Raw genomic sequence first — 12,280 nt, forward strand, 5'->3', positions numbered from 1 at the left:
GGTCAGCGTCGGGAACAGGACGGCGAAGTCAGCCCAGTTGCTTCAGCAGCCAGGCGTTCAAGTCCTCGATCTCTTCCATGCAGACCGAGTGCGGCATGGGGTAGTCATGCCATTCGACCTCATGCCCCAGAGCGCGCAGCGCATCGCGGCTGGCCGTGCCGCGGGCCGGCACGACGACCGGGTCCTGGCTGCCATGGGCCATGAAGATGGGCAGGTCGGCGTTCGCCGTCGAACGCTCGGCGGCCGTCGTTCCAGCCAGTGGCAGATAACCCGACAGGCCGACGGCACCGCCCAGGCGCTCGGGGTAGCGCAGCGCCGTCATCAGCGCCATCGCGCAGCCCTGCGAGAAGCCAATGAGCATGATGCGCTCGGCCGCGACGCCGCGCTGGCGCTCACCGTCGATGAGTTCGGCGATCTGCCGCTGCGATTCGCGCAGGCCGGCCTCGTCCTCGCGCTTGACGAGGTCGGCGCCCAGGATGTCGTACCAGGCCCGCATCACATAGCCGCCGTTGATGGTGACCGGCCGCTCGGGCGCGTGCGGGAGGATGAAGCGCACGGCGCCCAGGCTCTTCAGATCCAGCTCGCCGCAGATGGGCACGAAGCCGTGGCCGCTGTCGCCCAGACCATGCAGCACGATAAGGGTGGTGGCGGGGTTGGGGCCGGTCTCGATGACTTGGGCTTCAAGCATGGGTTTTCCAGTCTTCGATGTGCAGTTCAAAACGTTTGTCGCCGTAGGCGTCCAGGCCTTCGTCGGTCGGCGTCCAGCCGGCGCGGCGGTAGAAGGCCTCGGCGCGTGAGTCGGGCATGGTGCCCAGGTCCAGGCGCTTGTGGCCCTGCTCGAACAGCCAGTCCACCATCACGTCGTGCAGCTGGCGGCCGTAGCCCTGGCCGTGCAGCGCCGGGTCGACGAACATCGCCCAGATGTGGCCGTCGCGGGCGTCGCCAATGGAGAAGCCGGCAATGCGGCCAGGCTCCAGCTCGACGACCCAGCCACGGCCGTAGTCCTCGAGATAGGCATGCAGCTTGGCGTCGGAAATGCGGCCCGGCGTGAGGGTGTTTTCGGTGACGGCGTAGCGCACGCGCCAGAGTTCGGCGGTGTCGTCGCGGGTGGCTTGTCGGAGTCGGGACATGGCGTCATTGTCGCGACAGCCGAAGGCGCCATCGCGATCCATGATGCGGGTCATGGGAAGCCTCTACCTCGTCCGCCACGGTCAGGCCAGCTTTGGCGCGGCCGACTACGACCAGCTCAGTGCCAAGGGCCATGAGCAATGCTGCCACCTCGGCGCCTACTGGCGCGAACGCGGCCAGCGTTTCGACGCCGTCTTCACCGGCACGCTGAAGCGCCATGCCCAGTCGCTGGCCGGCATCGTCGAGGGCTATGGCGAGGACCTGCCCGCCGTCGCGCTGCCGGGGCTGAACGAGTACGACAGCGAGGCCATCGTGCGTGCCGTTCACCCGGGGACTATCGAAGTGCCCACGACGCCGGAGGCCGTCAAGCAGCATTTCCGCCTGCTGCGCCAGGGCTTGCTGGCCTGGATGAGCGGCGAGACGGCGCCGGTGGGCATGCCGCTGCACGCCGACTTTGCCGCCGGCGTGGCCGATGCACTGGCCCGCGTGCTGGCCCTGGGCGTGGGCAAGCAGGTGCTGATCGTCTCCAGCGGCGGCCCGATCGCGACGGCCGTGGCCCAGGTGCTGTCCACGCCGCCCGAGACCTTTGTCGAGCTCAACTTGCGCATCCGCAATTCGGCCGTCACCGAGTTCGCCTTCAACCCCAAGCGCCACCACCTCGTCACCTTCAACACGCTGCCGCACCTGGACACGGCCGAGACGCGGGCGCACATCACGCACGCCTGACGCGCCTGGCCCCAAACGGGCCATCACCGGCGGCACGGGCATGGCTCTCCTGGGCGAAGCGGCCACGCGACCCGATCGGCAGCATGACGACTCCTCAACCCCGATGGAGTTCCGTCATGTCCTCACCCCGTCTTCTCGCCCTTGCGGCCCTTGTCGGCCTGGCCGCTGCCTGCGTTGCACCGGCGCGCGCCGAGAGTTTCAACTTCAACCAGACCGGCTACGCCGATGGCGCCACGCTGAGCGGCCACTTCGCCGGCAGCGACCTCGACGGCAACGGCTGGCTCTATGCCTACGAGCTGACCGAGTTCGAGCTCCACTGGTCCGGCAACCGCGCCGTGCAGGCCTTCAGCCTGGGTTTCAACGAGCGTGCGGGCCTGGAATACGAGCTGGGCAACGGCACGCTCTGGCATATGGCCGCCTTCAGCCAGAACGACGAGGGCACGCGCTTCTTCAGCTTCGACAGCAAGGGCTGGCCCACTTACATGATCCCCGGCGTCGTCACCGACGAGCGCCTGGGCCTGGTGTCCATGAGCTGGGAGCCGTTGCAGGTGACAGCCGCCGTGCCGGAGCCGCAAAGCGTGGCTCTGCTGCTGGCCGGCATGGGCTTCATCGGCCTGTGGAGCCAGCGCCGGCGGCCCCAGTGACAATGTGCGGCTATGGCCGCGCCCCTGTTCACGTCCCTCATCACGCCTCCGCCGGCCGCCACGGCGCCGGCCCACGAACGCTTTCTGCACCTCGTCCGCCTGGCCCTGGCCGGCGGGCAGTTCGGCAAGCTGCTGCTGTCGGGTCCGGTGGGCGATGACGTCGACGTCGAGCGGCTGACCGTGCGCCTGGTCGAGTTGCGCGGCGAGCCGGCGCTGAGCTTTCTGTGGCGGCATCGCACCAAGGACGTCACCAAGAACCACGCGCCCGAGGCGGGCCTGGCCGAGATCGCCACGCTGCTGGGCGCGCGCTTTCGCAACGCTCACTTGCATACGACCACCGAAGAGGTGCAGTTCGCCGTCAGCCGCAAGGGCCGCGAGACGCTGCGCGTGACGCGCGTGGACTCGGACAAGGGCGCCGAAGCGCCGCCACCGGCCGCCCATGACAAGGCCAAGCAGCGCCCGCTGGACATGGCCCACCCGGTCTGGTCGGCCCTGGGCCTGACCCATCTCGTCAAGGGCGAGCCGGCCCTGGTGCCGGCGATGGCGCGCAAGTGGAAGCAGATCAACCGCTTCGTCGAGATCCTGTCCTCGGCCGTCGAGGAAGCCAGCCTGGCAGGCCCTGTTCGGGTTGCCGATTTCGGCTCGGGCAAGGGCTATCTGACCTTTGCGGTGCACGACTGGCTGCAGTCGCAAAACCTGCAGCCGCGCGTGACCGGCATCGAGCTGCGCGACGACATGGTCAAGCTGTGCGGCGCCATCATCGACAACGAGGGCCTGACCGGCCTGCGCTTCGACCAGGGCGACGTGCGCACCCAGGCCGTGCAGCCGCTGGACGTGATGATCGCCCTGCATGCCTGCGACATCGCGACCGACCATGCCCTGCACGTCGGCCTGCAGTCGGGCGCCCGCGTCATCATGAGCTCGCCCTGCTGCCACAAGGAGCTGCGCCCGCAGATGACCATGCCGGCCGTGCTGCGCCCCATGCTCCAGCACGGCATCCACCTGGGCCAGGAGGCCGAGATGGTGACCGACTCGCTGCGTGCGCTGCTGCTGGAAAGCCAGGGCTACCGCACCCAGGTGTTCGAGTTCATCGCGCTGGAGCACACCAGCAAGAACAAGATGATCCTGGCCGTGAAGGCGCAGGGTTTGGCAGCCGAGGCGCTGGCCGCGCGCCGGCCCGAGCTGCTGGCGCAGATCGCCGAGATCAAGCGCTTTTATGGGCTGCGGGAGCAGCGGCTGGAGCAGTTGCTGGCAGAAGCCTGAGTGAGGGAGCGCCCACCAATGGCATCAGTAACAGTCGACCCCAAGAACGTCCGCGAATTCGCCGATGAACAGGATTTCTACGACTGGCTCGCCCGGCATCACGACAAGGCGGATGAGGTCTGGATCAAGATCCACAAGGTGAATTCGGGGCTGGCATCGGTGACGCCGAAACAAGCCATCGACGTGGTGCTTTGCTGGGGCTGGATCGATGGCTTGCGCAAGGGGTTGGACGAGCAGAGTTTTCTGCAGCGCTACACGCGACGGCGCAGCAAGAGTGTGTGGAGCAAGATCAACGTCGCCAATGTGGCCAGGCTGATCCAGGAAGGCCGGATGACTGAGCACGGGCTCAGGGAAGTCGAGGCGGCCAAGGCGGACGGTCGCTGGGACCGCGCCTACGGCAGCGGCAAGGAGATGAAGATCCCCGATGATCTCCAGGCGGCCATCGACGCCGAGCCCAAGGCCAGGAACATGCTGACGGGCCTCAGCGCGCAGAACCGCTTTGCGCTCGCCTTTCGCGTCCACAACATGAAGACCGCGGCGGGGCGCCAGAAAAAGATTCAGACCTTCGTCGACATGCTCAAACGCGGCGAGACCATCTACCCGCAGGGAAAGAAGTAGGGCCGGGCCTACCCCGTAGCATCCGCATTCGCCGCCCTGAGCGGGTCCGACACCTCCAGCCAGTCCAGGTCGTTCTCCAGCGTGTGGAAGGCGTCGTCGCCGATGTCGCCGGCGTCGCGTAGGGCCAGCAGCACCTGGCGAGCGGCCTGCAGAGCGGCGCGGTAGCAGTCGTCGTATTCGGCGCCGAAGGAGGCGAAGGCGCTGCCGCTGTCGTGCAGCGGCCGGCCCAGGTGCATCTTCAGGTTCTTGCGCACCAGACTCACGGCGGCGGAGCCGTCGGCCGGCAGTTGCGCAAAGGCGGCTTCCAGCATGCGATGGCGGGCCGCGTGCTCCTCGTGCTCGACGGGGTTGCCGTCGTGCAGGTCCAGCGCGCGCAGCAGCAGCTTCAGCGTCAGGCCCTGAATCAGCAGCGTGCCCAGCACGACGAGGAAGGCCGTCAGCACGATCAGGTCGCGGCCCGGAAAACCCTCGGGCAGCGCCAGCGCTGCCGCCAGCGTGACGATTCCGCGCATGCCGGCCCAGGAAATCACCAGGCCGCTGCCGACCGTGGGCCTCAGCATGGGCCGCGGCGGGTTGAAACCGTGGCGGCGGTCGCGCCAGCGCACGACGGCGTTGAAGCTCATATGCCAGGCCATGCGCACGAGGATGACTGTCGCCAGCACGGCGGCGGCCACGCCCAGGTATTGCTCGCGCGCCGGCGCCTCCAGCCCCATCACGATGGGGCGCAGCTGCAGGCCGATGAAGATGAAGGCGAAGATGTTCAGCGCGAACACGACCGTCGCCCACACCGCATTGGTGGGGATGCGGACGCGGGCCGGGATGCGGGCGGGTGCCATGCGCGCCAGCGTCATCGCGAAGCAGACGGTGGTCAGCACGCCCGACAGGCCCACGTGCTCAGCCAGCTGCCAGACGCTGAAGGTGCCGATGAACTGCAGGATGATGGCCGTGGGGATGTGCTGCACGCGCTCGAAGAGGCGCTGGGCGAGAAAGCCCAAAGCGGGGCCTGCAATCAGGCTGCCCAGCACGGCCAGCAAAAAGGTCGGCGCCACCGCCTGCACGGAGAAGCCGCCGGCCGCCACCGCGCCCACGGCGAGGCGGTAGATCAGCAGCGCGCTGGCGTCGTTCAGCAGGCTCTCGCCTTCGAGGATGCCCAGGATGCGCTGGGGCGGACGCAGCGGCCGCAGCACCGCCGTGGCCGCCACGGCATCGGGCGGCGCGACGATGGCGCCCAGTGCGATGGCCGCGGCCCAGGGCAGGCCGGGCACCAGGGTGTGGACCACGACGGCCACCGCGGCCGTCGTGAGGCCCACCGCGACGATCACCAGGCCGACCAGCGGCGCCCAGTTGTCTTTCAGGTCGCGCAGTGAGGTGTCGTAGCCGGCGTCGACCAGGATGGGCGCGACGAACAAGGCCAGCACCAGGTCGGGCGGCAGGCTGAGGCTGGGCGCGCCGGGGATCAGCGCCAGCAGCGCGCCGCTGATGGCCAGGAAGACAGGGTAGGGCGCACCGGCGCGCCGCGCGGTGGCGGCCAACACCACGGCCGCAACGAAGAGGATCAGGATCTGTTCGAGGGCGTGCACCGCGCGGAGTATGGCGGCCTCGCTTGGACAAAGGAAGGCGCGGTCGGCGCCTCCCGATTCAGTCGGCGCGGCGGCGCCGTGCGAGCATCCCCAGGCAGCCCAGGCCCGCCAGGATCATGGCCCAGCTGCCCGGCTCCGGCACGGGCACGGCCGAGGTGATGAAGTGGCCGTCGGTGGCCAGGCCGTTGGCGGCCGTGAAGCCGTAGAACACCGGCACGCCGACGAGGCCCAGATCGCCGAAGCTGACCTGGGCGCTGACCGTGTAGATGCCGAGGTTGAGGTGGTCGATGGTGCCGGTCAGCGTGCCGGCGTTGTCGTTCAGGCCCGAGGGCGTGTACTGCACCGAGGCATACCACTGGAAGTCGGGGTCACGGATGCTGTCGCCCAGGCCCGTCTCGGTGGCGCCTAGCGGCGTCACCGAACCGCCGGACAGGATCTGCAGGCTGGGCGACACCGGCTCGCCATTGAAGTGGAAGGTGTCGATCGCGAAGGCGACGCTGGCCGGGCTCAAACCCTCGTAGCCCAGGCCCGAGCCGGCATTGCCCACGCCGGCCGTGTCGCTCAGCGTGAAGGTGAAGCCGTCACCGCGCAGGCCCTGGCTGACCGGGATGAAGAAGTGGAAGTCGAAACTGAAGGCCTGGTTGGAGTCCAGCGCGAGCGACTTGGGCGCAAAGCCGGCGCCGCCCTGGCCGCCGGCGCCCGGCTGCGTCAGCTCCAGATCGCTGTAGGTGAAGCCGTTGCCGGGCGTCATGTTCTGCGCCGTCGCGCTGCCGTACAGCGACCAGGTCGTGAAGTCGGTGAAGCCGCTGGCGAGGCTCACGCCCTGCTGGGCATGGACGCCAAGGCTGGCGGCAAGGGTCAGGGGCAGGAGCAGCAGTCGGGCGAGCTTCATGGTGGGGTCTCCGATCAGGTTGGGCGCCAGTCTGGAAAGCCACCGTTAGGCAATCGTTAGCGGCAAGGCCCGCGCGACCCCCTCGATTCGGGGTGCTTGCACTAGCATGCGCGCCCATGGCCCTCGCCCACACCAAGACCCGTGCGCCGCGCCCCCGTGCCGGCCTGCTGCTGCCGCGCCCGGCCCTGCTGGCCCATGTGCGGCAGGCGCTGGACGGCCACCGCGTGCTGCTCATCTGCGCGCCGGCCGGCTACGGCAAGACGGCGCTGCTCACGCAGGCCCTGGCCGACATGCCCGCCGACGGCGCCGTGGCCTGGGTGGCGCTGGACGAAGGCGACGACCTCGGCCGCCTGCTGGACTGCCTGTTCGCCGCCTTCGAGCCCTATGACCCGCCCTGGCGCACGGCCCCCGAAGGCCTGCGCGACGCGGCCCTGCGAGGCGGTGCCGAGATCGTCGCCGTGGCCGACGCGATGCTGAATGCGCTGGAGGCCTGCGAGGTCGAGCGCGGCCTCATCGTGCTGGACGACGCCCACCACCTCGTCGACGCGCCTTCGCTGCAGTTCCTGGACCGCTGGCTGGCGCGCATGGGCGAGCGCTGGCGCCTGGTGCTGGCGGCCCGCCACGAACCCGAGCTGCGCCTGTCCCGCCTGCGGGCCGCCGGCGAACTGGCCGACATCGGCCCGGCCGAACTGGTGCTGGCGCGCGCCGAGGTCGGGCAACTGGTGCAGGCCGCGGGCCTGGACGAAGCCGCCGCGGCCGGCATCTACGAACGCTGCCAGGGCTGGCCGGCCGGCCTGCGCCTGGCCCTGGGCATCAACCAGGGCGGCCAGCGCCAGCCGGCCGCCATCGACCGCGCCACCTTCGACTACCTCGCCGCCGAGGTGCTGGACCGGCTGGAGCCCGGCCTGCGCGGCTTCCTGCTGCGCACCAGCGTGCTGCACGAACTGGACGCCGCCCGCTGCCAGGCCCTGGGCGAGGATGCCCACGCCGCCGGCTGGCTGGCCGAGATGGAGCGCCTGGCCCTTTTTGTCACCGTCGTCGACCTGGCGCCGCACACGCTGCGCCTGCACCAGCTGCTGCGCGACATGCTGCAGCAGCGCCTGCGCCAGGAGCAGCCCGAGGTCTACCGCCAGCAACTCGAGCGCGCCGCGGTGCTGGAGACGGACGCCTTGCGCCGCCAGGGCTTGCTGCTGGCCGCCGGCCGCCCCGAGCGCGCCGCCGAGCTGCTGCTGGGTGACGGCGCGCTGCTGATGAACCAGCTCGGTGCCCAGGGCCTGCTGGACCTGACCCGCCATTTCGACGCCGCCTTCGCCGAGTCCAACCCCGAACTGCACCGCGTCAAGGCGCTGGCCCTGTGGGTGCTGTGGGAGGCCCAGCAGGCCGAGTGGCATCTGAGCCGCGCCGAGGCGCTGTTCGACGCGCGCGGCGATGAAGCCGGGCTGCGCGCCTCCCGCGCCCACCGCAGCATCCTGCTGATCGCCCAGGGCCGGCTCAACGAGGCCGAGGCGCTGCTGCGCGACCTCGACCCCTTTGCACTGAGTGGCGAACTGCGGCGCCTGACGCTGCTGGGCCGGGCCTGGCATGCGCTCGAGAGCTGCCGCTTCGACGCCGTCGCGCCGTTGTTCGACGCCCTGGTGTCCGAGCTGGAGCAGACCACCTCGCTGGAGGCCTGGTACACCGGCTCGCCGCCGCCGCGCCAGATCAGCTGCGTCGGCATGGCCTCCGTGGCCGACCGCTGGTATCGCGGTGCCATGCAGGTGATGGGCGACCGGCCGCTGCCCTTCGGCGTCAATGCCCACATGGCCCAGGCCTGGAATCTGTTCTGGCAGGGGCGGCTGGCCGAGTCCGGCCAGCTGCTGGCGCGCGCCGAGGCCGACGCGGCCTGGTTTGGCCGCATCGTCATCGCGCGCAACCATGGCCAGGCCCTGCACGCCATGCAGGACCTGATTGCCGGTCGCCACGACGAGGCCCTGGCGCTGATGCGGCTGCGCCTGGCCGAGCATGTGCCGGGTTATGGCGCCTGGGGCGGCTGGCATGCCAGCTTCTTCATGTCGCGCATGGCGGCGGCCAGCGGCAACCGCGAGGCCCTCGTCGAGGGCCTGGAGCGGCTGGTGCGCATCGGCGCCGACCTGCCCGACCTCGTCATGCCGCACCGGCCCCGGCCGCTGCTGGGCCTGCAGGCCCAGCTCGCGGCGTTGGAGGGCCGGCGTGACGAGGCCATCGCCGCCTGGCGCGCTTTCCTGGCCGACGGCGAGAGCGGCGACCTGCTGGGCCAGCTCGCCGAGGCCCGCGTGCGCCTGGCGGCGGCCCTGCTGGAGGCCGGCGACCGCACCGGCGCTGCCCAGGCCCTGGCGCCAGCGCTGGCCAGGCGCGAGCCGGGCGGCCTGATGTGGGCCGTGCCGCGCCTGCTGCAGATGGCGGCGCAGGACTGGGGCGATCTGCTGGAGGCAGCCGATGTCGCTCGCCTGCGCGGCTGGGCAGATGCCGTTCGGCCGGCCACGCTGGTTGTTGTCGAAACGGCGGCAGCGCCGGTGGACGACCGCCTGTCCCAGCGCGAGGCCGAGGTCATCGCCCAGATCGCCGCCGGTGCCAGCAACAAGCACATCGCCCGCGCGCTGGACCTGAGCCCCCACACCGTCAAGCGGCATGTGGCCAACATCCTCGACAAGCTGGGCCTGAACTCACGCGGCGAAGCGGCCGCATGGTGGAACCACCAGCGTCATGCCTCGACGAGGCCCGGCGCGCTCGGCTGACCCAGGGCCCGGCACAGCTTGGCCCAGGCCGTGTCGTTGAGCAGCGACCGGGCGGCGGCCAGCACCGGCCCCTGGACCTGGGGCGGCAGGCCGCCGACGACCAGGGCGCGCTCGGCGGGCGTCAGCGCCGGGATCATCCAGCGCAGCGTCTCGCTCATCTCGCGCGGGCCGATGCTGGCGAGGATGCGGTGGTGAATGTCCAGCAGTTCCGCATCCGTGTAGGCCGCCCACAGCGCCTGGTTGTGGCGGCTCTCCTCCACGCCCATGTGCTCGAAGTTGTGGGCCACGAAGGCCGCGAAGCGGCGGTACAGGCGCTGGGCCGCGCCGGGCGTGGGCATGGCGCGCAGCGCGGCCGACTCGGCGCGCAGGCCGGCGATGGCGTCCAGATGCTCGTCGTGCTCGACCTCGATGGCCGCACTGGCGCCGGCGCGGCGGGCCTCGATGGCGGGGTGGACGAACTCGTTCTCGCGCTCGACATGCTGCCTGGCGGCCTCCAGCAGCGTGTCCAGCTGGGCCAGGCTGGTGGCCAGGTCCAGCGGGTCGTCGACGTCGAGGCGGCCGAGCTGCTGCAGCGTGTCGCTCATGAAGAGGCGCAGGGCCTTGTGGATGTGGGCATACAGGTCCAGGCGCGGGGCGGTGGGGGTCATGGGATTCCTTGAGGCCGGTGCGAAGGTGAACCGGATGGCCGCCAGTGTTCCGGCCGGGGCCGCGCCTGCCATCGCTCCGAAGGGCCATGCGCGATGGCTGATGGCGATGGCCCGCCGTATGGCTCTTAGTGGCGATGGCAGGGCCAGGCCCGCTCGGCACAGTGCCGGTCCATGCACTCCCTCGCCCTCGTTCTCCTGCTCGGCACCGCCGCCTTGGTGGCGCGTGCCGAGCTGCCCGAGCGCCTCAGCCAGACCGGCCTGGGTGAGGCCGGTGTGCGCAGCTTCGAGCCGCGCTTTGCGCTGTGGTCCGACGGCGCGAGCAAGCGGCGCTGGATCGCGCTGCCGCCCGGCGCCCAGGTGGACGCGAGCCAGCCGGACGCCTGGCGCTTCCCGGCGGGCACGCGGCTGTGGAAGGAGTTCAGCGTCGACGGCGTGGCCGTGGAAACGCGCCATCTGCGGCTCGGCCAGGACGGCCGCTGGGAGTTCGCCAGCTATGTCTGGAATGGCGCCGACGCCGTGCGTGCGCCGGCCCGCGGTCAGGTGCTGGATCTGCCTGGCACGGGCGGAGGCCGGTCCTATGTGATTCCTTCGGTCGGCGACTGCATCGCCTGCCATGCCGGTGCGCGCAGCCCGGTGCTGGGCTTCGCCGCCCTGCAGCTCGGGCCCGCCGTGCCGGCCCTGGTGCGCACCGGCCTGCTGAAGAACGCGCCTGCGGCCTGGGTCACACAGGCCCCGGACTTCGTCGCCACAGACCTGGCCGAGCGCGCCGCCCGCGGCTATCTGCACGGCAACTGCGGGCATTGCCATTTCGACGGCGGCGTGCCGGTGCCGCTGCGCCTGGCGCTGGACGTGGGCCAGCCGCCCGCGCTCGTGGACGCGGCCAAGGTCATGCGTCGCGCCGGCAGCCGCAACCCCTACCAGCAGATGCCGCCCCTCGGCACCCGCGAGATCGACGCCCAGGGCCTGGCTTTGCTGGCCCATCACTTCAACCCGCTCAACCAGGAAAACCGCCCATGAAAGCCTTGATCCCCCTGCTCATCCTGCTGGCCGGCAGCGCGCAAGCCACCGATCGCATCGAACGTGGCCGCTACCTCGTCAACACCAGCGGCTGCGCGGACTGCCACACGCCGCTGAAGATGGGCGCCAACGGCCCCGAGCCCGACGCGGCGCGGCATCTGTCGGGCCACCCGCAGCAGCTCGTCATCACCGCACCCGTCGCCGCGCCGCCGGGCCCGTGGATGGTCGTCACCGCCGCGACGGCCACGGCCTTCTCGGGGCCCTGGGGCGTCAGCTTCACGGCCAACCTGACGCCAGACATGCAGACCGGCCTGGGCCGCTGGAGCGAGAACGACTTCATGCAGACCATCCGCACCGGCCGCCACCTCGGCCGCGGCCGGCCGGTGCTGCCGCCGATGCCCATCCCCGTCTACAGCCAGATGACGGACGACGACCTCAAGGCTGTGTTCGCCTATCTGCAGAGCCTGCCTCCCATCCGCAACCAGGTGCCCGAACCTTTGGCACCGCTGTCCCACTGACCCCCGTCTTTTTTCAGGAGACCTCCATGAAGCGTTCTGATTCCTCCGCCCCGCTCGGCCTGGGCTGGGCCCTCGTCACCGCCCTGGGCTTGGTAGCCGCCGGTGTGCTGACCCTGCCCGCCGAAGCCCATGCCGCGGCTTCGACCTGTGAAGACAAGGCCGCGCTGCAGCGCCGGCTGGATGATTTCGATGCCCGCTGGAATGCCAGCGACGCCTGGGGCCTGACGGCCCAGTTCACGCTGGACGGCAGCCTGGGTGCCGCCAGCGAGGCCGGCCGGCAGGCGGTCTACCGCGAGCTGCTCGACAGGCTGGGCCGCTCGCCGCAGCCGCGCAAGACACAGTTGCTGCGCGCCACCAGCGTGGGCCCGACCTGCCTGGTGGACGTGCAGGTGCGCAGCGGCGACCGCAGCGAGGCCGGCCTGTTGCTGCTCGCGCCGGCCGCCGAGGGCGGCATCGTCGCAATGCGTTGATCCAAAAAGGAAAGCCCCGCCTGG

Annotated in this window: 13 protein-coding genes; 8 read left to right on the forward strand and 5 right to left on the reverse strand. The window is 70.6% G+C overall.

All coding sequences use genetic code 11. The features are described from left to right. Nucleotides 1-28 precede the first annotated feature (28 nt). Nucleotides 29-688, reverse strand: a complete 660-nt coding sequence (locus AC1D2H_RS21800) for an alpha/beta hydrolase (RefSeq protein ID WP_478012425.1) — start codon at nt 686-688, stop codon at nt 29-31. Next, entirely contained in the window at nt 681-1,130 is a 450-nt protein-coding gene (locus AC1D2H_RS21805; protein WP_478012426.1) for a GNAT family N-acetyltransferase, read from the reverse strand. Before AC1D2H_RS21805 ends, AC1D2H_RS21800 begins: the two co-directional genes overlap by 8 nt. A gap of 52 nt (nt 1,131-1,182) precedes the next feature. On the opposite strand from AC1D2H_RS21805, the gene AC1D2H_RS21810 reads away from it, so the two are divergent. The 4 genes from AC1D2H_RS21810 (at nt 1,183) to AC1D2H_RS21825 (ending at nt 4,379) form a co-directional block, all read left to right on the forward strand. After that, nucleotides 1,183-1,854 carry a histidine phosphatase family protein gene (locus AC1D2H_RS21810; protein WP_478012427.1) on the forward strand — a complete coding sequence of 224 codons (672 nt, stop codon included), beginning with the start codon at nt 1,183-1,185 and terminating at the stop codon, nt 1,852-1,854. Between the two features lie 116 nt (nt 1,855-1,970). After that, nucleotides 1,971-2,498: a PEP-CTERM sorting domain-containing protein gene (locus AC1D2H_RS21815; RefSeq protein ID WP_478012428.1), complete on the forward strand. Its 528-nt coding sequence runs from the start codon at nt 1,971-1,973 to the stop codon at nt 2,496-2,498. Nucleotides 2,499-2,510: 12 nt separating this feature from the next. Beyond that, nucleotides 2,511-3,761 carry a class I SAM-dependent methyltransferase gene (locus AC1D2H_RS21820; protein WP_478012429.1) on the forward strand — a complete coding sequence of 417 codons (1,251 nt, stop codon included), beginning with the start codon at nt 2,511-2,513 and terminating at the stop codon, nt 3,759-3,761. Continuing rightward, nucleotides 3,762-4,379 (forward strand): YdeI/OmpD-associated family protein, encoded by a 618-nt coding sequence (locus AC1D2H_RS21825; protein WP_478012430.1) that lies wholly within the window; start codon nt 3,762-3,764, stop codon nt 4,377-4,379. It abuts the gene before it with no gap. An 8-nt stretch (nt 4,380-4,387) separates the two neighbouring features. Here the strand turns inward: AC1D2H_RS21825 and AC1D2H_RS21830 are convergent, their stop codons facing one another. Both AC1D2H_RS21830 and AC1D2H_RS21835 read right to left on the reverse strand, forming a co-directional pair. Next, nucleotides 4,388-5,959, reverse strand: coding sequence for a cation:proton antiporter (locus tag AC1D2H_RS21830; RefSeq protein ID WP_478012431.1), 1,572 nt, complete (start codon nt 5,957-5,959; stop codon nt 4,388-4,390). A 58-nt stretch (nt 5,960-6,017) separates the two neighbouring features. Next, the gene (locus AC1D2H_RS21835; protein WP_478012432.1) at nt 6,018-6,851 is read right to left on the reverse strand and encodes a PEP-CTERM sorting domain-containing protein; all 834 of its coding nucleotides are present in this window, start codon (nt 6,849-6,851) and stop codon (nt 6,018-6,020) included. A 116-nt stretch (nt 6,852-6,967) separates the two neighbouring features. Here AC1D2H_RS21835 and AC1D2H_RS21840 point away from each other — a divergent pair, with 116 nt between their 5' ends. After that, nucleotides 6,968-9,604 carry a winged helix-turn-helix domain-containing protein gene (locus AC1D2H_RS21840; RefSeq protein ID WP_478012433.1) on the forward strand — a complete coding sequence of 879 codons (2,637 nt, stop codon included), beginning with the start codon at nt 6,968-6,970 and terminating at the stop codon, nt 9,602-9,604. Here the strand turns inward: AC1D2H_RS21840 and AC1D2H_RS21845 are convergent. Beyond that, nucleotides 9,571-10,251 (reverse strand): hemerythrin domain-containing protein, encoded by a 681-nt coding sequence (locus AC1D2H_RS21845; RefSeq protein WP_477936320.1) that lies wholly within the window; start codon nt 10,249-10,251, stop codon nt 9,571-9,573. The genes AC1D2H_RS21840 and AC1D2H_RS21845 overlap by 34 nt on opposite strands. A 171-nt stretch (nt 10,252-10,422) precedes the next feature. Here AC1D2H_RS21845 and AC1D2H_RS21850 point away from each other — a divergent pair, with 171 nt between their 5' ends. Genes AC1D2H_RS21850 through AC1D2H_RS21860 form a run of 3 tightly spaced genes read left to right on the forward strand, consistent with a single transcriptional unit; the run spans nt 10,423 to nt 12,256 of the window. Further along, the gene (locus AC1D2H_RS21850) at nt 10,423-11,268 is read left to right on the forward strand and encodes an SRPBCC family protein (protein WP_478012434.1); all 846 of its coding nucleotides are present in this window, start codon (nt 10,423-10,425) and stop codon (nt 11,266-11,268) included. Further along, nucleotides 11,265-11,786, forward strand: coding sequence for a c-type cytochrome (locus AC1D2H_RS21855; protein ID WP_477936324.1), 522 nt, complete (start codon nt 11,265-11,267; stop codon nt 11,784-11,786). Before AC1D2H_RS21850 ends, AC1D2H_RS21855 begins: the two co-directional genes overlap by 4 nt. Before the next feature lie 26 nt (nt 11,787-11,812). Continuing rightward, entirely contained in the window at nt 11,813-12,256 is a 444-nt protein-coding gene (locus AC1D2H_RS21860) for a hypothetical protein (protein ID WP_478012435.1), read from the forward strand. Nucleotides 12,257-12,280: the final 24 nt, after the last annotated feature.

The sequence above is a fragment of the Roseateles sp. P1_C1_2 genome (genome assembly GCF_056406535.1).